Annotated in this window: 22 protein-coding genes; 10 read left to right on the top strand and 12 right to left on the bottom strand. The window is 63.5% G+C overall.

Annotated features, from left to right (window positions below; genetic code table 11):
- Window positions 1–56 precede the first annotated feature (56 nt).
- From AC2CQI_RS29155 to AC2CQI_RS29130, 6 genes are all read left to right on the top strand, one after another.
- Window positions 57–1,337, top strand: a complete 1,281-nt coding sequence (locus AC2CQI_RS29155) for a glycerate kinase type-2 family protein (protein WP_075802591.1) — start codon at window positions 57–59, stop codon at window positions 1,335–1,337.
- A complete protein-coding gene (gene pyk, locus AC2CQI_RS29150; RefSeq protein ID WP_484578638.1) occupies window positions 1,327–2,742 on the top strand; it encodes a pyruvate kinase in 1,416 nt (471 codons plus the stop codon). The genes AC2CQI_RS29155 and pyk overlap by 11 nt, the downstream gene beginning before the upstream one ends.
- 132 nt (window positions 2,743–2,874) lie before the next feature.
- Window positions 2,875–3,744 carry an urea transporter gene (locus AC2CQI_RS29145; RefSeq protein WP_484578637.1) on the top strand — a complete coding sequence of 290 codons (870 nt, stop codon included), beginning with the start codon at window positions 2,875–2,877 and terminating at the stop codon, window positions 3,742–3,744.
- Between the two features lie 167 nt (window positions 3,745–3,911).
- Complete coding sequence (locus AC2CQI_RS29140) at window positions 3,912–4,736, top strand: ion transporter (RefSeq protein ID WP_484578636.1); 825 nt, start codon at window positions 3,912–3,914, stop codon at window positions 4,734–4,736.
- A gap of 96 nt (window positions 4,737–4,832) precedes the next feature.
- Window positions 4,833–5,834 carry a sulfate ABC transporter substrate-binding protein gene (locus AC2CQI_RS29135; protein ID WP_075802595.1) on the top strand — a complete coding sequence of 334 codons (1,002 nt, stop codon included), beginning with the start codon at window positions 4,833–4,835 and terminating at the stop codon, window positions 5,832–5,834.
- A gap of 193 nt (window positions 5,835–6,027) precedes the next feature.
- Complete coding sequence (locus AC2CQI_RS29130) at window positions 6,028–8,046, top strand: mechanosensitive ion channel family protein (RefSeq protein ID WP_484578635.1); 2,019 nt, start codon at window positions 6,028–6,030, stop codon at window positions 8,044–8,046.
- 107 nt (window positions 8,047–8,153) lie between these two features.
- Here the strand turns inward: AC2CQI_RS29130 and AC2CQI_RS29125 are convergent, their stop codons facing one another.
- Together AC2CQI_RS29125 and AC2CQI_RS29120 are read right to left on the bottom strand one after the other, a co-directional pair.
- Window positions 8,154–9,062: a class I SAM-dependent methyltransferase gene (locus AC2CQI_RS29125; protein ID WP_484578634.1), complete on the bottom strand. Its 909-nt coding sequence runs from the start codon at window positions 9,060–9,062 to the stop codon at window positions 8,154–8,156.
- Between the two features lie 32 nt (window positions 9,063–9,094).
- On the bottom strand, window positions 9,095–9,997 hold the full coding sequence (locus AC2CQI_RS29120; RefSeq protein WP_484578633.1) for a DMT family transporter: 903 nt from the start codon (window positions 9,995–9,997) through the stop codon (window positions 9,095–9,097).
- Between the two features lie 135 nt (window positions 9,998–10,132).
- On the opposite strand from AC2CQI_RS29120, the gene AC2CQI_RS29115 reads away from it, so the two are divergent.
- The 3 genes from AC2CQI_RS29115 to AC2CQI_RS29105 all read left to right on the top strand — a co-directional run bounded on the left by AC2CQI_RS29115 (window position 10,133) and on the right by AC2CQI_RS29105 (window position 13,346).
- Window positions 10,133–10,570: an Lrp/AsnC family transcriptional regulator gene (locus tag AC2CQI_RS29115; protein ID WP_075802599.1), complete on the top strand. Its 438-nt coding sequence runs from the start codon at window positions 10,133–10,135 to the stop codon at window positions 10,568–10,570.
- A 462-nt stretch (window positions 10,571–11,032) separates the two neighbouring features.
- Entirely contained in the window at window positions 11,033–12,562 is a 1,530-nt protein-coding gene (locus AC2CQI_RS29110) for an NCS1 family nucleobase:cation symporter-1 (protein WP_484578632.1), read from the top strand.
- Between the two features lie 55 nt (window positions 12,563–12,617).
- Entirely contained in the window at window positions 12,618–13,346 is a 729-nt protein-coding gene (locus AC2CQI_RS29105; protein ID WP_075802601.1) for an aspartate/glutamate racemase family protein, read from the top strand.
- Between the two features lie 702 nt (window positions 13,347–14,048).
- Here the strand turns inward: AC2CQI_RS29105 and AC2CQI_RS29100 are convergent.
- From AC2CQI_RS29100 to AC2CQI_RS29090, 3 genes are all read right to left on the bottom strand, one after another.
- Window positions 14,049–14,630, bottom strand: a complete 582-nt coding sequence (locus AC2CQI_RS29100; protein ID WP_484578631.1) for a hypothetical protein — start codon at window positions 14,628–14,630, stop codon at window positions 14,049–14,051.
- A 558-nt stretch (window positions 14,631–15,188) separates the two neighbouring features.
- Window positions 15,189–15,866, bottom strand: a complete 678-nt coding sequence (locus tag AC2CQI_RS29095) for a histidine phosphatase family protein (RefSeq protein ID WP_075802602.1) — start codon at window positions 15,864–15,866, stop codon at window positions 15,189–15,191.
- A 209-nt stretch (window positions 15,867–16,075) separates the two neighbouring features.
- A complete protein-coding gene (locus AC2CQI_RS29090) occupies window positions 16,076–16,423 on the bottom strand; it encodes an FKBP-type peptidyl-prolyl cis-trans isomerase (RefSeq protein WP_075802603.1) in 348 nt (115 codons plus the stop codon).
- Between the two features lie 166 nt (window positions 16,424–16,589).
- Between AC2CQI_RS29090 and AC2CQI_RS29085 the strand changes: the two genes are divergently transcribed.
- Window positions 16,590–17,096 carry a M15 family metallopeptidase gene (locus AC2CQI_RS29085; RefSeq protein ID WP_484578630.1) on the top strand — a complete coding sequence of 169 codons (507 nt, stop codon included), beginning with the start codon at window positions 16,590–16,592 and terminating at the stop codon, window positions 17,094–17,096.
- Here AC2CQI_RS29085 and AC2CQI_RS29080 read toward each other — a convergent pair.
- From AC2CQI_RS29080 to AC2CQI_RS29050, 7 genes are all read right to left on the bottom strand, one after another.
- Window positions 17,089–17,499: a GFA family protein gene (locus tag AC2CQI_RS29080; RefSeq protein ID WP_484578629.1), complete on the bottom strand. Its 411-nt coding sequence runs from the start codon at window positions 17,497–17,499 to the stop codon at window positions 17,089–17,091. The genes AC2CQI_RS29085 and AC2CQI_RS29080 overlap by 8 nt on opposite strands.
- A 153-nt stretch (window positions 17,500–17,652) precedes the next feature.
- The gene (locus tag AC2CQI_RS29075; RefSeq protein ID WP_484578628.1) at window positions 17,653–18,591 is read right to left on the bottom strand and encodes a 2-hydroxyacid dehydrogenase; all 939 of its coding nucleotides are present in this window, start codon (window positions 18,589–18,591) and stop codon (window positions 17,653–17,655) included.
- Window positions 18,592–18,633: 42 nt separating this feature from the next.
- Window positions 18,634–19,047: a hypothetical protein gene (locus AC2CQI_RS29070; RefSeq protein WP_484578627.1), complete on the bottom strand. Its 414-nt coding sequence runs from the start codon at window positions 19,045–19,047 to the stop codon at window positions 18,634–18,636.
- Between the two features lie 14 nt (window positions 19,048–19,061).
- A complete protein-coding gene (gene ccmI / locus AC2CQI_RS29065) occupies window positions 19,062–20,264 on the bottom strand; it encodes a c-type cytochrome biogenesis protein CcmI (RefSeq protein ID WP_484578626.1) in 1,203 nt (400 codons plus the stop codon).
- Window positions 20,257–20,733: a cytochrome c-type biogenesis protein gene (locus AC2CQI_RS29060; protein WP_075802609.1), complete on the bottom strand. Its 477-nt coding sequence runs from the start codon at window positions 20,731–20,733 to the stop codon at window positions 20,257–20,259. The genes ccmI and AC2CQI_RS29060 overlap by 8 nt, the downstream gene beginning before the upstream one ends.
- Entirely contained in the window at window positions 20,730–21,266 is a 537-nt protein-coding gene (locus AC2CQI_RS29055) for a DsbE family thiol:disulfide interchange protein (protein WP_484578625.1), read from the bottom strand. The genes AC2CQI_RS29060 and AC2CQI_RS29055 overlap by 4 nt, the downstream gene beginning before the upstream one ends.
- Window positions 21,263–23,236, bottom strand: a complete 1,974-nt coding sequence (locus AC2CQI_RS29050; protein WP_484580682.1) for a heme lyase CcmF/NrfE family subunit — start codon at window positions 23,234–23,236, stop codon at window positions 21,263–21,265. Before AC2CQI_RS29050 ends, AC2CQI_RS29055 begins: the two co-directional genes overlap by 4 nt.
- Window positions 23,237–23,241 lie beyond the last annotated feature (5 nt).

Raw genomic sequence — 23,241 nt, 5'->3', positions numbered from 1 at the left:
AGGCCGTTCCAGGGGCGTTTTTGATTCTGCAGAACAATAAGATTTGGAGGCCTGAGATGTCGGTCGATCCGCAACACTTTCTCCGCGACCTGTTCGCCACGGCCATCGACGCCGCGCACCCGCGTCAGGTTCTTGAAGCCCATCTGCCCGCCGACCGCACCGGTCGGGTGATCGTCATCGGCGCCGGCAAGGCGGCCGCCGCCATGGCCGAAGTGGTCGAGCGCGCCTGGCAGGGCGAAGTCCGCGGCCTCGTCGTGACCCGCTACGGCCACGGCGCCAGCTGCTCGAAGATCGAAGTGGTGGAAGCCGCCCACCCCGTCCCCGACGCCGCCGGCCTGGCCGTGGCCAAGCGCGTGCTGGAGATGGTCAGCGACCTGAGCGCCGACGACCGGGTGATCTTCCTCCTGTCCGGCGGCGGCTCGGCCCTGCTGGCCCTGCCTGCCGAAGGCCTGACCCTGGCCGACAAGCAACAGATCAACAAGGCCCTGCTCAAGTCCGGCGCAACCATCGGCGAGATGAACTGCGTGCGCAAGCACCTCTCGGCGATCAAGGGCGGCCGCCTGGCCAAGGCCTGCTGGCCGGCCACCGTGTACACCTACGCGATTTCCGATGTGCCGGGCGACCTCGCCACGGTCATCGCCTCCGGCCCCACCGTGGCCGACCCGAGCACCTCGGCCGAAGCCCTGGCGATCCTCAAGCGCTACAACATCGACGCGCCCAAGGCCGTGATCGACTGGCTGAACAACCCGGCTTCCGAGACCGTCAAGGCCGACGACCCGGCCCTGGCCCGCAGCCACTTCCAGCTGATCGCCCGGCCCCAGCAGTCGCTGGAAGCCGCTGCGGTGAAAGCCCGACAAGCCGGCTTCAGCCCGCTGATCCTCGGCGACCTGGAAGGCGAATCGCGGGAAGTGGCCAAGGTCCACGCCGGCATCGCCCGCCAGGTGGTCCTGCATGGCCAGCCGCTGGCCGCGCCCTGCGTGATCCTCTCCGGCGGTGAAACCACCGTGACCGTGCGCGGCAATGGCCGTGGCGGGCGCAACGCCGAGTTCCTCCTGAGCCTGACCGAAAGCCTCAAGGGCCTGCCTGGGGTGTACGCCATCGCCGGCGACACCGACGGCATCGACGGTTCCGAAGACAACGCCGGCGCCCTCATGACCCCGGACAGCTACGCCCGCGCCGCGGCCCTGGGCCTGTCGGCCACCGACGAGCTGGACAACAACAACGGCTACGGCTACTTCGCCGCGCTCGACGCGCTGATCGTCACCGAGCCGACCCGCACCAACGTCAACGATTTCCGCGCCATCCTCATTCTTGAGACTGCCCACCATGACGCCTGACAAAAAAGTCAAAATCCTCGCCACCCTCGGCCCTGCGATCAAGGGCATCGACGATGTCCGCCAATTGGTGGAAGCCGGGGTGAACATCTTCCGCCTCAACTTCAGCCACGGCGAGCATGATGACCATGCGATGCGCTACCAGTGGATCCGCGAAGTGGAGGCCCAGCTCAACTACCCGCTGGGCATCCTCATGGACCTGCAAGGGCCGAAGCTGCGCGTTGGCCGCCTGGCCGAAGGCAAGGTCATGCTCCAGCGTGGCCAGGCCCTGCGCCTGGACCTCGACCCGACCCCGGGCGATGCCACGCGGGTCAACCTGCCGCACCCGGAAATCATCGCCGCGCTGGAGCCGGGCATGGACCTGCTGGTGGATGACGGCCGCCTGCGCCTGCGGGTGACCGCCAAGCACGCCGACGCCATCGACACCGAAGTGCTCAACGGCGGCGAGCTGTCCGACCGCAAGGGCGTGAACGTGCCACAGGCAGTGCTGGACCTCAGCCCGCTGACCGCCAAGGACCGCCGCGACCTGACCTTCGGCCTGGAACTGGGCGTGGACTGGGTGGCGCTGTCGTTCGTCCAGCGTCCCGAGGACATCGCCGAAGCCCGCGAGCTGATCGGTGACCGTGCCTTCCTGATGGCCAAGATCGAGAAGCCGTCGGCGGTGACCCAACTGCGCGAAATCGCCGAACTGAGCGACGCGATCATGGTTGCCCGTGGCGACCTGGGCGTGGAAGTGCCGGCCGAAGCCGTGCCGCAGATCCAGAAGAACATCATCGCCACCTGCCGCCAGTTGGGTCGGCCGGTGGTTGTGGCGACGCAGATGCTCGAATCCATGCGCTTCTCCCCTGCCCCGACCCGCGCCGAGGTCACAGACGTGGCCAATGCCGTGGCCGAAGGCGCCGATGCGGTGATGCTGTCGGCGGAAACCGCCTCCGGCGACTACCCGCTGGAAGCCGTGCAGATGATGAGCAAGATCATCCGCCAGGTCGAAGCCGGCCCGGACTACCAGACCCAGCTCGACGTCGGCCGGCCGAAAGCCGAAGCCACCGTCTCCGACGCCATCAGCTGCGCGATCCGCCGGATCAGCGGCATCCTGCCGGTGGCGGTGCTGGTCAACTACAGCGAATCGGGCAACTCGACCCTGCGCGCCTCCCGCGAGCGGCCACGGGCGCCGATCCTCAACCTGACCCCAAACCTGGGCACCGCCCGGCGCCTGAGCGTGGTCTGGGGCGTGCACTCGGTGGTCAACGACCGCCTGCGCCAGGTCGACGAGGTGTGCTCCACCGCGCTGGAAATCGCCCAGGCCCAGGGCATGGCCAACCGCGGCGACACGCTGCTGATCACCGCCGGTGTGCCTTTTGGCCAGCCGGGATCGACTAACTCGCTGCGTATCGAAACCCTGCTTTGACGTCTTCGCGAGGCAGGTTGGCGGCCATCGATTCATCCGCGTGAATCCGTGATCACCCGCCTGCTTCGCGATCCATAACCGTGGGACAAGACCCGCCCAAAGAGGCGACCCACTTCATTCAGACCTACTGCCATGTACACGAAAAACTTCGTCAATCCGTGCCCGGACTGGGCGACCGCGTTGCTCAACGGGTTCAGTCAGGTGTTGCTCCAGCGTAATCCGCTGTGCGGCCTGTGCTGCCTGCTGGCAATCCTTATCACGGCTCCACAACTGATCGGTGGCGCGCTGCTCGGCGCCCTCGCCGGCCTGCTCACCGCCCAGCGCCGCGGCTACAACCGCGCCGACCGCCAGGCCGGGCTGTACAGCTACAACGGCGTGCTGATCGGCGTGCTGTTCAGCTACCTGCTGCCCTGGTCGCCGATTCTCCTGCCGCTGATCATCGCCGTTGCCGGGCTGAGCAGCATGCTGGTGCATCAATGGCTCAAGCGTGGCGGGTCGGTGTTGTTGCCGGCCTATACCCTGCCCTTCGTCCTGGCGGGCTGGGCCTTGCTGCTGGTGGCCGAACCAGCCGCGCAGGCCAGCGCACCGGTGCAGGCCAATGCCCTGGATGCCCTCGCCCGGGGGCTGGGGCAGATCTTCCTGCTGGACCAGCCGCTGGCCGGGTTGCTGATTGCCCTGGGGCTGCTGCTCTCGGACCGCTATGCGGCGGCCTGGGCCTTCGTCGGCGCGGCGATTGGCGGCAGCGTTGCGCTGATCGGCGGGGAAGCCACGGCGGCGTATATGGGGCTGCATGGCTTCAATGCGGCGCTGGCGGCCCTGGCCTTCAGCGGCACCCGTGCACAACCGTGGAAGCCGTTGCTGGCGATCGCCCTGGCGATCGCGGTGCAGCCGCTGTTCAATATGTTGCCGATTCCGGGGCTGACGGCGCCGTTTATCGTGGCGTGCTGGGTGGTGCGGCTGGGGGATGTGAAAGGGACCGGGGTGCAGAGTCGCTGCATCTGAAGTCATCGCTGCGGTTCGGCGCTCCGACAAGCCAGCTCCCACAGGTTCGGCAGCGACGCGGACACTGTGGGAGCTGGCTTGCCAGCGATTAGGCCCTGGAAACTTGCACAACTGCCGGATCCCACCCTAGGCTTCGCATCACCACCCGCCTCGGAACCACCACCTTTATGGACACCCCCCAGAGCCTGCGCCAGCGGCTCTTCGTCATCGTCTTCCAGACCGACACCGTCGCCGGACGCCGCTTCGATACCATCCTGCTGCTGATCATCCTCGCCAGCCTGGTCACCGTGATCCTCGACTCCATCGACGAGGTGCACCAAAGCTACGCCGGCCTGCTCGCCGCCATCGAGTGGGGCTTCACCGCGGTGTTCCTGGTCGAATACCTGCTGCGCCTGTACTGCTCGCCCAAGCCGCTGCGCTATGCCTTCAGCTTCTACGGCCTGGTCGACCTGCTGGCGATCGTGCCGGGGATCATCGCCCTGTACTACAGCGATGCCCAGTACCTGCTGATCGTCCGGGTCATCCGCATGCTGCGGATCTTCCGCGTGCTCAAGCTCAGTCCGTACCTGAAACAGGCCCACTACCTGCTCGACGCCCTGCGCGGCAGCAAGCAGAAGATCATCGTGTTCCTGGTCAGCGTGTCGACCCTGGTCACCGTGTTCGGCACCCTGATGTATGTGGTCGAAGGCCCGGAGCACGGCTTTACCAGCATCCCCAAGGGCATCTACTGGGCCATCGTCACCCTGACCACCGTCGGCTTCGGCGATATCGTGCCCAAGACCCCGCTGGGCCAGGTGATTTCCTCCCTGGTCATGATCACCGGCTACTCGATCATCGCCGTGCCCACGGGTATCTTTACCGCCGAACTGGCCAATGCCATGCGCGGCGAACAACTGCGCCACGACTGCCCGGTATGCCGCAAGAACAGCCACGAACACGGCGCCGCCTTCTGCTCGCGCTGTGGTAATGCGCTGTTCCCGAAGCAGGAATAAGCAAAGTCGTTTTTAATCTTTTTGTGCCTAAGGGCCATTGGCTATAGTCGCTGGCACAATGCTTTCAATCCAACCAAGTCCAACAAGGAATGCACAGTGAAAAAACTCTTTGGTGCCTCGCTCCTCGCCGCGAGCCTGGTCGTGGGCAATATCGCCCAGGCCGCGCCCGCGCCGCTGCTGAACGTCTCCTATGACGTGATGCGCGACTTCTACAAGGACTACAACGTCGCCTTCCAGAAGCACTGGGAAGCCGAGCACAAAGAGAAGATCACCGTGCAGATGTCCTTCGGCGGTTCGAGCAAGCAGGCGCGCTCGGTGATCGATGGCCTGCCGGCGGATGTCATCACCATGAACATGGCCACCGACATCAACGCCCTGGCCGACAACGGCAAGCTGGTCCCGGACAACTGGGTCACGCGCCTGCCGAACAACAGCGCGCCGTTCACCTCGGCCACGGTGTTCATCGTGCGCAAGGGCAACCCGAAAGCCCTGAAGGACTGGCCGGACCTGCTCAAGGATGGCGTCCAGGTGATCGTGCCGAACCCGAAGACTTCGGGTAACGGCCGCTACACCTACCTGTCGGCCTGGGGCTATGTGCTGAAGACCGGTGGTGACGAGGCCAAGGCCAAGGACTTTGTCGGCAAGCTGTTCAAGCAGGCGCCGGTGCTGGATACCGGTGGCCGGGCCGCCACCACTACCTTCATGACCAACCAGATCGGCGACGTGCTGGTGACCTTCGAGAACGAAGCGGAAATGATCGCCCGCGAGTTCGGTCGTGATCAGTTCGAAGTGATCTACCCGAGCGTTTCCGCTGAAGCCGAGCCACCGGTGAGCGTGGTGGACAAGGTGGTCGACAAGAAGGGCAGCCGGGCTACCGCCGAGGAATACCTGAAGTTCCTGTGGTCGCCTGAGGCCCAGGAGATCGCCGCCAACAACTACCTGCGTCCGCGGGACCCGGCGGTGCTGGCCAAGTACACCGACCGCTTCCCGAAAGTGGAATTCCTCTCGGTGGAGAAGACCTTTGGTGACTGGCGTACCGTGCAGAAGACCCACTTCAATGATGGCGGGGTGTTCGACCAGATCTATACCGGCAAGTAAGCCCGGCATCGAGGCCTGACTTTCGGGCCTCATCGCTGGCAAGCCAGCTCCCACAGGGTCCGTGGTGCACGCAAATCCCTGTGGGAGCTGGCTTGCCAGCGATAGGGCCCTCACAGATTGCAAATCCCTCGCAGAAAAACCCCAAAGATCATTGTCTACCCTTTCCGTCACCCCACGGCTGAAGGAGTACCCCGTGATCCGCCCCCTGCTCACTCTCCTCTTCTGCACCCTGCTGAGCCTGCCGGCACTGGCCGGCCCGCTGGCCGCCGTCACCGAGGAACAACCGGCCAAGGAGCCGGAACCGGTCGTCCAGGGCGGTCTGCTCGGCACCCTCGCCAGCGGCCTCGACGACGTTTCCCAGGAACTCAATATCGACCACCACCTGCTCGACAGCTGGCGCCTGCGCACCGACCGTGCGGCGAAGGAGGTCAACCAGCTGGTCACCCGCCATGACGCCGGCGACCTGATGTCGATGACCTGGGACTTCCTGATCCTCACCGCCACCTGGGCCGCAACCTTCGCCGTGCTCTGCTACCTCGGCCGCCTCGCCGCCCGCGCCAGCCAGCGCAGCCGCCTGCTGCGCGAGCGCCCGCGCCCGCAAAAGCTCCTCGGTTACCTGCTGCCCTACACCCTGCCGGCCATCGCCAGCCTGCCCGCCGCGCTGTTCATCAGCCGCCAGCTCGACCCGTCGGTGGGCCGCGCCCTGGGCATGAGCCTGGCCTATGCCACCAGCAGCGGGATCTTTTCCACCACCCTCATCCTGTGCCTGATCACCCTGTTCGACGTCGGCCACAAGCGCACGGCGGTGCGCATCATCCGCGAGGCCGCGCCGCGGCCGCTGTTCATGATCGGCTTCCTCGCCGCCTGGAGCGACGCCCTGACCAGCCCGCAGATTTCCCGTCAGATCGGCGGCAACCTGACCAGCAGCATCGCGGTGATCACCGGCCTGCTGGCGACCCTGATCTTCGCCGTGGTGGTGCTGCGTTCCCGGCGCCCGGTGGCGCACCTGATCCGCAACCGCAGCCTCAAGGACCGCCTGCAACACCGCGCGGTGCAGGAGACCCTGCGGATCTTCTCGGCGATCTGGTACCTGCCGATCCTGATGATGATCATGGTCTCGGGGATCAACCTGATCGGCGCCGGCGAAGAAAGCCAGCGCGCCCTGCAAAAGGCCCTGCTGACCACGGTGCTGCTGATCGGCACGGTGTTCCTGAGCATCACCCTGCAGCATTTCCTCAACCCGCCGCGCAACCCGGAACAACGCCTGCGCCCCTACAAGGAGCTGCTCTACAGCCTGGCCCACGCCCTGCTGCGCATCGCCATGGCGGTGGCCTTCATCGAACTGCTGGGGCGTATCTGGGGCTTCTCGGTGCTGGACTTCGCCTTGCGCAACAGCTTCGGCCGGGCGATCAGTGATTCGCTGAGCAGCATCGGCCTGATCCTGCTGGTGACCTGGCTGCTCTGGGTGGTGATCGACACAGCGATCCAGGAAGCGCTCAAGCCGACACCGGGCCGGCGCAACACGCGCCAGCCGAGCACCCGCACGCGGACCATCCTGCCGATGCTGCGCAACGCCACCAAGGTGGTGCTGGTGGTGATCTGCACCATCACCACCATGGCCAACCTGGGGATCAATGTCGCGCCGTTCCTCGCCGGTGCCGGGGTGGTCGGCCTGGCCATCGGCTTCGGCTCGCAGCAACTGGTGCAGGACGTGATCACCGGGCTGTTCATCCTGATCGAGGACACCATCGCCATCGGCGACTGGGTGGTGCTCGACTCCGGGCATGCCGGTACCGTGGAAAGCCTGACCATCCGCACCCTGCGCCTGCGCGACGGCAAGGGCTTCGTGCACTCGGTGCCGTTCGGGCAGATCAAGGCCGTCACCAACCAGTCGCGGCAGTTCGCCTATGCGTTCTTCTCGGTGCAGTTCAGTTATGACTCGGACGTGGATGCGGCGCTCAAGCTGATTCGCGAGGCGGGGCAGTCGATCAGCGAGGACCCGATCCTGCGGCACAATTTGCAGGGGCCGTTGCAGGTGTTCGGGGTGGACAGCATGAACCTGAACGGGATGACCCTGACGGCGCAGTTCAGGACGACTTCGGGCGGGCAGTACGCGGTGAACCGGGCGTTCAACGAGCGCTTGAAGAAGCTGGTGGACAAGACGGACGAGGTGAGTTTTGCGCAGTACAGTCCGGTGCCGGCAACCCAGTAATTGATGGTGCTCTCAAGGGCCTCATCGCTGGCAAGCCAGCTCCCACAGGTTTCGCGGCGCACACATACCCTGTGGGAGCTGGCTTGCCAGCGATAGGGCCCTCAAACTCACCGAAAAACCAGGGCCTTGAGCCCCCCAGCCACATCCACATCCGGAAACTCCGGCGCATTCTCCAGCCGCTCGACGAACTTCAACCCCGGCGCCTGCTCCGCCATCCCCTCGATCAGAAACTCCGCCCCGATCCCCGGATCATTGACACAAGCCAGCACCGTCCCGCCCTCGCTCAACAGCTCCGGCAGACGGCGGAGGATCTTCGCGTAGTCCTGGGTCAGGGCAAAGCTGCCCTTCTGGAAGCTCGGCGGGTCGATGATGATCAGGTCATAAGGCGCCGTCTTGCGCACCTTGCCCCAGGACTTGAACAGCTCATGCCCAAGGAAGCCGACCTTGCCCAGGTCATGCCCGTTGAGCCGGTGATTGTCCCGCCCGCGGGACAGCGCCGCCTTGGACATGTCGAGGTTGATCACCTGCTCCGCCCCGCCGGCAATCGCTGCCACCGAAAAGCCGCAGGTATAGGCGAACAGGTTGAGCACCCGCTGCCCCGCCGCCTGCGCACGCACCCAGCGCCGGCCGTAGCGCATGTCGAGGAACAGGCCGTTGTTCTGCTTCATGCCCAGGTCAAGCTGGTAGCGCAGGCCATCCTCGTCGATGACCTTGTGTGTGCAAGGCTCACCCAGCAGCCAGTAACCGGGACGGTCCGGCAGATAACGATGCTGGATCAGCACCGCCATCTCCCCCGTCGCCAGCCCGCGCAGCATGGTTTGCAGTTCGTCCTGTTGGCCCTCGGGCGGCTCGCGGAACAGCGCCACCAGCAGCACGCCCTGCAGCCAGTCCACGGTGATCTGCTCCAGCCCCGGCCAGCAGCGCCCGCGGCCATGGAACAGCCGCCGGGTTTCAGCCGGCGGCGGGTTCAGGGCGGTGAGCAGGTGGCGGTGCAGGGTTTCGATGGCGGAGGTCATGGCGGGTTTTCGGTGAACTAAAGCGGCGCATTCTACGCTTTTGCACCGCTGGCGCGGGCAGCGGATTTGAACCACCAGCCCCGCTGCATCCCGGCCGCCGCCAGCAGGATCGCCGCCACGCCCAGCCATTGCAGAGGCTCCAGGCGATGGCCGAAGGCGACCCAGTCCACTGCGATCGCCGCGATCGGGTAGATGAACGACAACGCGCCGGTCAGCGCCGTCGGCAGTTTCTGGATGGCGCCGTAGAGCAGCACGTACATCACGCCGGTATGCACGATGCCCAGGGTGACCAGGCTACCCAGTTCACCCGGCACGGTGGGCAGGCCGCCGAGATTGGCGAACGGCGCCAGCAGCAACACCCCGGTACTCACCTGGACCAGCGCGATCAGGTGCGGTGGCGTGCCACTCAGGCGCTTGATGATCAGCGCGGCCACCGCATAGAGGAACGCCGCACCAAGGGCCAGGGCGATGCCCATCAGGTAGTCCTCGCCACTTTCGCCCTGGCTGCCATGGGCACTGACGATGGCCAGCATCCCGGCGAAGGAAACACCAAGCCAGAACAGCTTGGGCACGGTGATCTTCTCGCCGAGGAACAGCGCCGCCAGCCCCACCAGCATGAACGGCTGGACGTTGTACACCGCCGTGCCGATGGCGATGGACGCCCGCGAGTAGGAGGCGAACAGCAGCACCCAGTTGCCGACGATGGCCACGCCGCTGAGCACGGCCAGGGCGAAGGTCATGCGGGTCAGGAGGCCCGGGCGCAGGAAGCCCATGGCGGCGCAGATCAGCAGCAAGGTCCCGGCGCCGAACAGGCAGCGCCAGAACACCACGTCCAGCACCGGTTGCCCGGATACCAGGACGAACCAGCCAATGGTGCCGGAAATCAGCATGGCGCCGATCATTTCCAGGGAACCGCGACGTATCGAATTGTCCATCACTCACCTCCAGGCAGATGTGACAAAGTATGCCGAGGGTGCCTGGGACCATTCCAGTGGATAAATCAGGCAGGAATGACCTGCGACCTTTCTTATCAAGGTGATTTCATTGAATCGCCTAACCGGAGCCTTTTCATGACCGATGCCATCGACCAACTGCTGCTCAATGCCCTGATGGAGGATTCGCGGCGCTCGCTGAAGGCGCTGGCGAGCCTGACCGGGTTGTCCTCACCCAGCGTCAGCGAGCGCCTGCGCCGCCTGGAAGAACGCGGTGTGCTCAAGGGCTACACCGTGGAAGTGGATGCCCGCAGCTTCGGCTACCAGTTGCAGGCCATCGTGCGCATTCGCCCGCTGCCGGGGCAGTTGCATGAGGTGGAGCGGCAGATCATCGCCATTCCCGAGTTCACCGAGTGCGACAAGGTGACCGGGGATGACTGCTTCATCGCGCGCCTGCATGTGCGCTCGATGGAGCAGCTGGACACCTTGCTGGACAAGCTCAACAGCCAGGCCGAGACCAGTACGGCGATTGTGAAGAAGACCCCGGTGAAGCGGCGGTTGCCGCCGATGGATTGAGATCTGGAAGCTGGACGCGAACCCTGTGTGTCCAATCCAATATCCATACAAACAAAAAGTGTACACAAGCATGTAACCGAAAGTGCCTTTTTTGTGTGCAATCACCCCACACCCTGCCCCATATCGTTACATCCTCCCGCTCTATTAACTTGACCAATCAATCAGAATTTAACTAAGCGAAAAAATAAAACCTGTTTAATTGGTCAATTTATAAATTCCAGCTTTCAATAACTTACAAAAATACTAAGCAACTTCAACAAGATACGACTTCTGCCTACGAACTTCCCGTGGCATGGATCTGGCTTGAGTGGTCTCGCTCTTTGTATACAACTCAACGAAATCAAGAGCACACTTCAGATCCGCCCACCTGCCGTCGCCGGGTAGCGGAATGCCCCTAACCAATTGGTTCTCGTGGTTGATGACCAGGCTTCCCCACGCCACGAGTATCAGGAGCACGCCGGAATGAGCATGAGTCTCTACAACAAGACAGAACTGGACTTTTCCTCGGCTATACCCGAATCGACGACGCAACCGCAGCAACCCGTGACCCTGAGCCCGCGCCTGCACAACCACGACCTCGCCCCGACCAAGGCCGAGGGGCGCCGCTGGGGGCGCTACAGCATCTTCGCGTTGTGGACAAACGATGTGCACAACATCGCCAACTACTCCTTCGCCATGGGTCTTTACGCCATGGGCCTGGGCGGCTGGCAGATCCTCCTCTCGCTAGGGATCGGTGCCGCACTGGTGTACTTCTTCATGAACCTGTCCGGCTACATGGGCCAGAAGACCGGCGTGCCGTTCCCGGTGATGAGCCGGATCGCCTTCGGTATCCATGGTGCGCAGATCCCGGCGCTGATTCGCGCAGTGATCGCCATCGCCTGGTTCGGCATCCAGACCTACCTGGCCTCGGTGGTCCTGCGGGTGCTGCTGACGGCCGTCGCGCCGGGCATGGCCGCCTATGACCAGGACTCGATCCTCGGCCTGTCGAGCCTGGGCTGGGTGTGCTTCGTGGCGATCTGGCTGGTGCAGCTGGTGATCCTCGCCTACGGCATGGAGATGGTCCGGCGCTACGAAGCCTTCGCCGGCCCGGTGATCCTGCTCACCGTGACCTGCCTGGCGGCGTGGATGTACGTCCAGGCCGACTTCGCCATCGCCTGGTCGGTGCGCGAACCACTGACCGGCGCGGCCATGTGGCACAACATCTTCGCCGGCGGCGCGCTGTGGCTGGCGATCTACGGCACCCTGGTGCTGAACTTCTGCGACTTCGCCCGTTCCTCGCCGTGCCGCAAGACCATCCGCTCCGGCAACTTCTGGGGCCTGCCGGTGAACATCATCGCCTTCGCGGTGATTACCGTGCTGCTGTGCGGTGCGCAGTTCAAGATCAACGGCCAGATCATCGACAGCCCGACCCAGATCATCGCCAGCATCCCTAGCACCTTCTTCCTCGTACTCGGCTGCCTGGCCTTCCTGATCGTCACCGTGGCGGTGAACATCATGGCCAACTTCGTCGCCCCGGCCTTCGTCCTCAGCAACCTGGCGCCACGCCTGCTCAACTTCCGGCGCGCCGGGCTGATCAGCGCCACCCTGGCCGTGCTGATCCTGCCGTGGAACCTCTACAACAGCCCGCTGGTGATCATGTACTTCCTCTCCGGCCTCGGCGCCCTGCTCGGCCCGCTGTACGGGGTAATCATGGTCGACTACTGGCTGATCCGCCGCGGTCGCATCAACGTGCCCGAGCTGTACAGCGAAGACCCCAAGGCGGCCTATCACTACCGCCGCGGCGTCAACCCGCGAGCACTGATCGCCTTCGTCCCGGCCGCGCTGCTGGCCATTGTCCTGGCCCTGGTGCCCAACTTCGAAACCATCGCACCGTTCTCCTGGATGATCGGCGCCGGTATCGCCGGCCTGCTCTACCTGCTGTGCGCCCCGCGCAACCAGCAGTACCAGGACGTGAGCGGCGAATCCATCGCCGTCGACAGCGTCAGCCACTGATTGCCTCTTGCGACCCGGCGCTGCCGGGTCGGTCTACTGCCTAGCGAGTCCCGATATGCGAATCCTGATAGTCAACGTCAACACCAGCGAAGCCATTACCGAAGCCATCGCCCGCCAGGCCCAGGCCGTCGCGGCGCCGGGCACCGAGATCATCGGCCTGACCCCGTACTTCGGCGCGGAATCGGTGGAAGGCAATTTCGAAAGCTACCTGGCGGCCATCGCGGTGATGGACCGCGTGCTCGCCTACGACGGCCCGTACGACGCGGTGATCCAGGCAGGTTACGGCGAGCACGGCCGGGAAGGCCTGCAGGAACTGCTCGACGTACCGGTGGTGGATATCACCGATGCCGCCGCCAGCACTGCCATGTACCTCGGTCATGCCTACTCGGTAGTCACCACCCTGGATCGCACCGTGCCGCTGATAGAAGACCGCCTGAAGCTGTCCGGCCTGCTCGACCGCTGCGCCTCGGTGCGCGCCAGCGGCATGGCCGTGCTGGAGCTGGAAGCGGAGCCGGAGCGCGCCCTGGAAGCCATCGTGCGCCAGGCCGAACTGGCGGTCAGCGAAGACAAGGCGGAAGTGATCTGCCTGGGCTGCGGCGGTATGGCCGGGCTCGACGAGAAGATTCGCCAGCGCACCGGTGTGCCGGTGGTGGATGGGGTCAGTGCGGCGGTGAAGATGGCCGAATCGCTGGTGCAGCTCGGGCTGTCCACCTCGAAGACCCGCACCTACGCCAAGCCGCGGCCCAAGCGCGTGATTGGCTGGCCGGCGCAGTTCGGCCGGTAAAACGTTAGTCCCTTTTGCGAGGCGCGATCAACGGTGCCAGGACCTGAACAGGTCATCTCCCCTGGTACCCGCGCCTCGGTTTTTTTCCAGCAGCAACCCGGTCACTCTGTAGGAGCTGGCTTGCCTGCGATGGACCGCATAGCGGTCCCAAAACCTGCCACACCGAATATCTGACTGGATGCGGTCTACCCGGCGCTGAATCAGAAATATCCACCAACCATCGCTCGTGCTGGATGGTTTTGGGACCGCTACGCGGTCCATCGCAGGCAAGCCAGCTCCTACTGATCTGTGCCATCGCCTTTGGAACACCGACGTGACATAACTGACCCTCAAATGGAAATTAAAGGAGTTCATGGTCCTGATCGATGAGCCAACATAAAGCAGGTAAAGAAGCTTCCAGCCATAATTATAAAAATCAAAAAACCCACTAGTAGAAATAACAGACCGACAGCCCAAGACGGCAGGAGGTCCCTCCCCGACTCATCTCGCTTGCTGGCAAGCCATCCCAAAATAAGAATCCCGACAACAACAATAATAGCGAAAAAGACAAACAGGCCTGGACCAAACTGTAAGATATCGATACACAGATAATCTACCAAACCACCCATACCCACCTCCGAAACAAGTCAAGCTAAAGCACAGGCTCTCCAACCAGCCAACTCGAGCAACATTCAAGACTTTCCAACTACAGAAAAGCCAAAGTCAAAAGCCTCTCATAGCCCACCAAAACAAAAACGACAAGAAAAAAACAAACAAATACATCAACCAAAAAACCCCTCCAAGAAGAGTAATCGCCCGCTCATTGAAAGACAGTCTAAAATTGATTTTCTTACCCTCGGGATCTCCCTCACAAAAATTTATCGCATGTTGAACAACACCCAGCAGATAAACTCCAACCGAAAACACTATTACCGGGAGCGCCAAAGTTCGCAGCAAAGCGTCCGAATTAGCTTTTGCATTCCCCCAGCGACCCAGGCTGGGATGGTTGCTCGTAAGCCATTCTGGAATCAGCACCCAAAGTGCGACTGCGCTGGCCATGACCAAGATAAAACCAATGCTCAACGACAACGGCGACCAATCATAAACTCGTCGGGAACTACTTATTTCCAAATCAATCTTTCTCATCAATGAATAGAGAAAAACTGGCATCAACAACGATCGTACTGCTGGGTTAATTTCAGTTTTGCCATGTGCTCTATAAGCCTGCCAGTTCCGGTAAGCCCAATAAAAACCATATCCCCCCAGGGAGCAGTAGCTCAATAGGGTGAGCTTTTTGACCGACACTACATAAAACCTCATACCACCTCCAAATTCAGATCCTATTTGTACTTCTGATTAGCGAAACATCAAGTAGCAGACCACAAGGAGGGCTAACATCAGCACGGGAATCAAAAAATTAGAAATACAGCCAGCAGAAAACCACCCAGAGGTGATAGAAGCTTTTCCCCAGAAGCCATTTTCCTATCATCAATCCTGGAAAACACCCACTTGGCACCAATAGCCAAAAAGGTAAAGACGACGAGCCACGCTACAGCATCAAAACACAACCACCCCAATGATCCACCTCAGACAGCCATTAAATAATTAGATCTCGCTTATCGCGAGGCGCAATAAAACCCTGAGACCGAAATAAATGATGTAGTCCAATTCCGATACAGAAGGCGGAGATTTCGACTATTAGCGAAAGATAAGACAGCGACAGCCATCAGAAGACTGGGCGACGGAGATGAGATTGGGGCGCGCCGAAGCCCCGCGATCACATCGGTGAATTCCATATTGCAATCGCGGAAAGAAACTACAGCCTCTGCGTGGAGCTCTATTTGAGGGTTTGGGTGGTTGAGATCAACCCTGAGAGAGGGTATGCGGACAACTCAAGTCCCCGCCATCCAGCCCCTGCTTCACATTCCGGCTCAGCATCGTCGCCTTGCCGTCGCGCCAGGTCAGGGTCAGCACATACAGCGAGTCGAAATCGCTGTTCTCCCAATCCTCGGTAATCACCCGCTCCTCGCCCAGGGCCTTGCCGGCCACGGCGTTGATCAGTTCGGGCAGATAGCCGTGGGACCAGGCAGTATACACGGTCGAATTCCGGTACTTGTTGCTGGTCAGCTCGCGGGCCAGGGCGTTGGTGTCATTGGCGCCGTATTCGATATTCACCGGCAAGCCGAGCTTGATCGCGCTGGGGCTGATGGTCATCAACGGCCGCAGGTAGCTGTAGCTGTCGTCATTGGCGCCCTCTTCCACTTCACGGGTCGGGTCGGCGGCGAACACGTAGTCGGCGTCGCCGAACTTCTCCGGGAGCAAGGTCGCCAGGTCGAGGGCGCGATTGAGGCCCTGGCAGTTCAACTGGCCGAGACCTTCACCGGGCTTTTCCGCATGGCGCAGGAAGACCAGGGTCTGGGTGCCATCGACCGGTTTGGCCAGGCTGTCGAAGGTGGTGAATCCAAGGAGGGCGGCGCCTGCTACGAGCACGGTGCCGAGCAGCGCCTGACGGCGCGAAGGCAGGAATGCGGGGAACTTCATGATCAACCCTTAAGGACAAAAGACTGTGAACCAACCCGCCAGTGCTGCCCCGCGGCCGGAGCCGCGGAGCATCCCTGTCTATCACTCCATCCGTGGATACGGGCGTCCTTGAGAGTGCAGCAAGCCCGATTGGTTCTGTCCTTGGGGTGCTTGTCCTTAAGCTGGGAGTGAATCTACCGCTCCCCTGTTACGAAATTAAGACGGCGTTTTCAGTCGTCGCGGGTCAGCACTTCCAGTACTTCGATCTCGAAATACAGGTCCGAGCCCGGCGGGATGGCGCCCACGGCACGCGTGCCATAGCCCAGATGCTGGGGCACGAACAGCTTGCGCTTGCCGCCGACCTTCATGCCCATCAGGCCGAGGTCCCAGCCCTTGATCACCCGCCCGGTGCCGATCACGCACTGGAACGGCTTGCCGCGCCGGTGCGAGGAATCGAAAACCGTGCCATCGGCCAGGGTGCCGGTGTAATGGGTGGTGATCAGGGCGCCCTTGACCACTTCCTTGCCGTCGCCGAGCTGGACGTCGGTGACCAGGAGTTCATCGTTCAGGATATTCATGACAACCTCTTTTGCGCAGCTGTGACCTAAGTCGCAGCGTTTTCTCAGGATTATCAGTAATTTGCAACAAGAGCATGGACAAACTCCGACCGTTGGGAACCTGCGTCAAAGCAGATTCATCGCAATCAGCTAGGATCACCCGGACAAGCGTCACAAGGACATAACAATGAACGAAAAAAGCAAGGCGCTGTGTGAAGAGCTGGGGATCAGCGAGGAACTGCTGATTGCCCGTGGCTTCGTCGAGTACCCGGAGGCACGGGTGCTGGCCACCGCCGAGGTCGATGAGGACGGGCGCCGCTTCGAGCTGGAACCGGAGGCGGCGGCCGCCTGGAAGCAACTGCGGGCAGCGGCGGCGCGGGATCATGTGGAACTGCGCCTGGTGTCGGCATATCGCAGTGTCGAGTACCAGGCCGGCATCGTGCGGCGCAAGCAGCAACGCGGGCAGAGCCTGGAGCAGATCCTCGCGGTCAATGCGCCACCCGGCTTCAGCGAGCATCACACCGGCCGGGCGGTGGATATCAACTCACTCGAAGCCGAATTCGAGCACAGCGGGGCCTATGCCTGGTTGCTGCTCAATGCCGAACGCTTCGGTTTCCACCTCTCCTACCCGCGAGATAACGCCCAGGGCTATGCGTTCGAGCCCTGGCACTGGTGCTACCGGGCAACTAGCTGAACTGCGCGACCACTTCGGCGCCAGTCATGTTTTTCGTCTGGTTGGAGAAGCAGTAGAAGGACGGTTTTTCGTCGATATAGACCTGCAGGTCCAGGCTCCAGGCCTGCTCGCCGTCCAGCAGGCCCACCGGGATGGCGAAGAAGTTGCCGCCCTTGAGGCGATAGAACAGATGGCTACCGCATTTGGCGCAGAAGCCGCGCTCGGCCCAGTCGGAGGAGCCGTACACCGCAGGCGTGGCGCCGCTGAACTGCGGGGCGCTGCTGCTGTGCACGGTGAGCAGCGGGCCACCGTTCCACTTGCGGCACATGCTGCAATGGCAGGCGCCGACGCTGGCGTCGTCGAGGGTGACGCTGAGCTGGATGGCGCCGCAGAGGCAGGTGCCCTGATGGGTTTGGCTGGACATGGGGGGAGCTCCTTGCAGGCTGAGGTTGCTGAGTGTAGCCAAGATCCATCGAACACCCGAGAACCCTGTGGGAGCTGGCTTGCCAGCGATTGCTGTAGTGAATTCACCATAGCTATCGCTGGCAAGCCAGCTCCCACAGGGTATGCGGGGCTCTTAAGCATTCACCGGGGTCAGCACCGGTTCACCGGCGAAGAAGGCCTGCAGGTTCTTGAGCACCAACGCCACCATATCCCTGGCCGCTTCCGGCGTCTGCGCCGCCACATGCGGCGTCAGCACCACATTGTCCAGCGTCTTCAACTCATCCGGCACCGACGGCTCGTCATCGAACACATCCAGCCCCGCCCCGGCGATCCGCCCTTCGCGCAGCGCCGCGACCAGCTCGGCCGTGGACACCACGCTGGCCCGCGAGATATTCACCAGGAACCCCTGCGGCCCCAGCGCATCCAGCACCTCGCGCCCGACCAACGCACGGGTATTGGCCCCACCCGGCGTGGCGACGATCAGGAAATCCGACACCCGCGCCAGCTCCAGCACGCTCTCGCAGTACTGATACGGCACGCCCTCGCGCGGCGAACGGTTGTGATAACGCACGTCCATGTCGAAGCCAAGCGCGCCACGCCTGGCAATCGCCATGCCCACCGCGCCTAACCCGAGAATCCCCAGGCGCTTGCCCGCCAGTGACGGGCTGATCACCCGGTTCCACTGGCCTTGCCGAGTGGTGCTGTCAGCCCGGCAGATATCCCGGACCACGGCGAACAACAGGGCCATGGTGTGATCCGCCACCGCCGAGGCATTGGCCCCGGCACCATTGGTGACGACGATGCCCCGCGCCGCAGCGGCGGCCAGATCCACGGCCTCGTAGCCGGCACCGATCACACAGATCAGCCGCAGCAACGGCAGCGCAGCGATTTCCTCGGCGGTGATGCCCAGCGGCCCCCGGGTCAGCACTACATCGATCTCGCCAGCATGCCGGGCAATCGCCTCGGCGCGCAGCGCCGGCGTCTTCGCCCGGATCAGTCGGTATCCGTGGTCTTCCAGCAAGGGCAGGTAGTCATCGACCGTTTCGACCAGCACCAGTACCGTCTTCGTCATCTCATGCTCCCAGGCGTTCAGCGAGGGGGCATTATGCCGGCATTACTGGGCGAACGCGCGGCCCAGACCGCCCGGGACGCCACTGGAGTCGGTGTCCTGCCACGGCCCTTCGGGGTTGGTGGCCCAGCTCCAGCCGTTGTTCCAGCGGTAATAGGTGCGCTGGCGGTAGAAGGTGTTGGTCTTGCCTTCGAGCACGTAGACCCCGAGTTTCGGGTCCCAGTGGCTGGCGCCACCCGGTGGCGGGGCGAAGCTGGCGGAGGTGCGCGGCATGGGTTTCGGCGTCGGGGTGACGGTAGGCTTGGGTACGCTTGGGCCCGGCTTGATCACCGGGCCCGGCGGGGGGGCAGTCTCGATCGGCGGCAGCGGTTCTCGCTCCGGCTCCCGAGGCTGATGCACCGTACATGCGCTCAACCCCAGGGCCAGTGAAATCAGGGTCAGGCGTACGGTGCTGTTCATGGGGTCGCTCTCTTCTACTGGTCCGGACTGTCGATGGTGAGGTGTTGCGGCGCCTGGGTGTCATTCGCCAGCGGCGAACCGCGGCCGATCCATTCGCCCTTGCCGGGCTGACCGGCACGGGAGACGCGCGCCATCAGTTGGACTTCAGGGAAGTTCGACAGTTTCATGTTCGGCATCATCGCGTCGCTGTCACTGAGCACCACCTCGATCGGCAACTGCGCCACGGTGATGCGCTTGGCCGCCAGCGGCAGGCTCGGACCGGACGCAGCACGGGCGAAGATGAACACCACATCGTCCGGCTTGACCTTGTCCTTCAGCGCGTCGGCCAGTTCGACCTTGACGGTGAGCTTCGCACCCGAAGGTGCGGTGGCCGCCGTGGAAGCCTTGCCCTCGCCCGCCGCGAGCTTCTCCTTGGCCCGCTCGATACCGCCCACCAGGGCATTGCGCGAGCTGTCCCCCTCCGGCAACTGCACCAGCAGACGGTTCCAGTAGTCCACGGCGTCCTGGTAGCGCTCATCCTCGAAGGCGGCGATACCCAGCAGGCCGAGGCTGGTGACTTCGTTCGGGTCGCCTTTCAACGCCTCGTCGGTCAGCGCCTGGATCTGCGGCGTCCACTGCTTGTTGTTGGCGAAGTAGCGCGCCTGGGCCAGTTGCCCCAGCAGCTCCGGTGCGCGACCGGCCACCACCGTGGCGCGCTCGAAGACCCTGGCCGCATCCGCCGCGCGCTCCTGGGCCATGTAGGCACGCCCGAGGAAGTACAGGCCTTCGGCATTGTCCGGCTGGGCCTCGACACTACGCTCCAGGCGCGAGGTCATCTCTTCGATGGACTGCGGCGCACTGGCGAACTCCTGGGTCAGGGCGACCTTGTCGCTGGCGCCGAAATGCAGGTACAGCCCCACCGCCATGGCCGGTACCAGGAATGCCGCGACGATCGGCAGCGCCTTGCCCAGCCGCGCACTGCGCGCCGGCTCGGCATTCTCGGTGTCGTCGAGCAGTTCGCGGGCCGCTTCATCGCGGCCACGGGCCAGTTGCACGGCGTTGAGCACACCGGCGGCCTCCTGGGCCTGGAGTTCGGCAACACGCTCCTGATAGAGCGCAACGTTAAGGGCAGTACGGTCTTCTTCCTGCTGCGCACGACGGCCACGCAACACCGGAATCAGCAAAAAGCTCAGGGCTACCAGCAACAGCAGGCCTGAAGCGAGCCAGAAATCAGTCATGGGTCTGTTCTTTGTCCAGCAGTTTGGCGAGGCGCTCACGCTCCTCGGGGGAAAGGTCGGCCGAGGTGGCGCCCGCCGGCACGCGGCGCTTGCGCACGATCACCGCCATGACGCCGATACCGCCCAGCAGCAGCGCCGCAGGGCCGAACCAGAGCAGCCAGGTTTTCGCGGTCAGGGCCGGCTTGTAGCGGACGAAATCACCGTAGCGATCGACCATGAAATCGACGATCTGCTGGTTGCTCTTGCCTTCGCCAAGCATGCGGAATATTTCCCGGCGCAGGTCGGCGGCAATCGGCGCGTTGGAGTCGGCAATGTCCTGGTTCTGGCACTTGGGGCAGCGCAGTTCCTTGGTCAGCTCGCGGTAACGCTCGCGCTCGGCATCGTCGGCGAACTGGTAGGTGTCGATGGCCGCCTTGGCCACGCCGGTCAGGCTCAGGCCGAGGACGGCGGCAGCAAGCCAGCGCTTCATTGTTTGGCCTCGTCCACCAGGCCTTGGTAGACCGGCGCCAGCTTCTCGCGCCAGACGGTTTCGTCGATCACCCCGACGTACTTGTCGCGGATCACGCCCTTGGCGTCGATGAAGAAGGTTTCCGGCGCACCGTACACACCCAGGTCCAGGCCGAGGGTGCCCTGCTCGTCGCGGATGTCCATCTGGTAGGGGTTATGGAACTCGGCCAGCCATTTCAGCGCCGAGGCGTTCTCGTCCTTGTAGTTGACCCCGTAGATGGCCACGCCCTGCTGGGCCAGCTTGTTCAGCACCGGGTGCTCGACCTTGCACGAGATGCACCAGGTGGCCCAGACGTTGACCAGCGCCGGCTTGCCCTTCAGGTCCGCCTCGGTGAGGGTGCGGTCACCCTGCACATTGGCCAGGGAGAAGGCCGGGAACGGCTTGCCGATCATCGCCGAGGGCAGCTCGGCCGGATCGAGGAACAGGCCGCGGTAGAGAAACACCGCCACCAGCAGGAACACTGCCAGCGGCAGCACCATGATCCAACGCTTCATGCAGTGGCTCCTTGCAGACCGAGGACATCACGCACCTTGGTCCTGACCTTGATTCGATAACGCCGATCCAGTGCCGCGAGGAAACCGCCGAGGCCGGTCAGCAGACCACCCAGCCAGATCCAGCGAACGAACGGCTTGACGTGCACCCGTACCGCCCAGGCGCCGTTTTCCAGGGGCTCGCCGAGGGCGACATAGAGGTCGCGGGTGAAACCGGCGTCGATACCGGCTTCGGTCATCATCGACTGCTGCACGGTGTACAGGCGTTTTTCCGGGTGCAGCACGCTGATCTCGCGGCCGTCCTTCAGCACCCGGACGGTGCCCTTGTCGGAGGTGAAGTTCGGGCCTTCATGGTGCTTGGCGCCCTCGAAGACGAAGTGATAACCGGCCAGCTCCACCGACTCGCCCGGCGCCATGCGCAGGTCGCGTTCGGCGCTGTTGTTGCTCGACAGCACCACGCCCATGGCGCACACCGCCAGGCCCAGGTGGGCGACGTGCATGCCCCAGTAGCTGCGGTTCAGGCCGCGAAGGCCCTTGAGCAGGCCCTTGTGGCGGGTCTTGTCGAAGATATCGCGCAGTCCGCCGAGGATGATCCACGCCGCCAGGGCGAAGGTGGTCAGCACCTGCCAGTCGAAGTCGTCCACCAGCAGGCCGCAGATCGGCGCCAGCACCGCGCTGCCCACCAGCACCGGGGTCAGCATGCCGGCCAGCCAGCGGCCGGGGGTGTCTTTCCAGCGCACCAGCACGCCCACCGCCAGCACTACCATCAGCAGGGCCATCAGCGGGATGAACAGCGCGTCGAAGTACGGCGGGCCGACCGACAGCTTGGCGCCGCTCAGGGCATCGAGAATCAGCGGGTAGAGGGTGCCGAGCAGGATCATCGAGGCCGCCACCACCAGCACCAGGTTATTGGCCAGCAGCAGGGTCTCGCGGGACCACAGGGCGAAGCCGACCTGGCTCTTGACCACCGGCGCGCGCAGGGCGAACAGGGTCAGCGAGCCGCCGACCACGATCAGCAGGAAGAACAGGATGAAGATGCCGCGCTCAGGATCGGAGGCGAAGGCATGCACCGAGGTCAGTACGCCGGAGCGGACCAGGAAGGTGCCGAGCAGGCTGAGGGAGAAGGCGGCGATGGCCAACAGCACGGTCCAGCTCTTGAACACGCCACGTTTTTCAGTGACCGCCAGCGAGTGGATCAGCGCCGTGCCCACCAGCCAGGGCATGAACGAGGCGTTTTCCACCGGGTCCCAGAACCACCAGCCGCCCCAGCCGAGTTCGTAATAGGCCCACCAGGAGCCGAGGGTGATACCGATGCCGAGGAAGGCCCAGGCAACGATGGTCCACGGCCGCGACCAGCGCGCCCAGGCAGCATCGAGGCGACCGCCAAGCAGCGCGGCGATGGCGAAGGCGAAAGCCACCGAGAAGCCGACATAACCCATGTACAGCATCGGCGGGTGAACGATCAGGCCGATGTCCTGCAGCAGCGGGTTGAGGTCGCGGCCATCACCCGGCATCTGCGGCAGCAGGCGGCTGAACGGGTTGGAGGTGACGATCAGGAACGACAGGAAGCCGACGCTGATCATGCCCATCACCGCCAGCACCCGGGCGAGCATGACCTGCGGCAACTGCCGGGAGAAGATCGACACGGCGAAGGTCCAGCCGCCGAGGATCAGCGCCCAGAGCAGCAGCGAGCCTTCGTGGGCGCCCCACACCGCACTGAACTTGTAGTACCAGGGCAAGGCGCTGTTGGAGTTGCTCGCGACATAGGCAACCGAGAAGTTGTCGGTCATGAAGGCGTGGGTCAGGCAGGCGAAGGCAAAGGCCAGGAAGGCGAACTGCCCCCAGGCCGCCGGGCGTGCCAGGCTCATCCACAGGCTGTCGCCGCGCCAGGCGCCGAGCAGCGGGACCGTGGCCTGCACGCAGGCGAAGCAGATGGCCAGGATCATCGACAGTTGGCCGAGTTCGGGAATGATCAGTG

It is taken from the genome of Pseudomonas sp. P2S-1, assembly GCF_057197725.1.
Note: the sequence above shows the minus strand (reverse complement) of the source record. Positions and strands in the feature narration are given on the sequence as shown.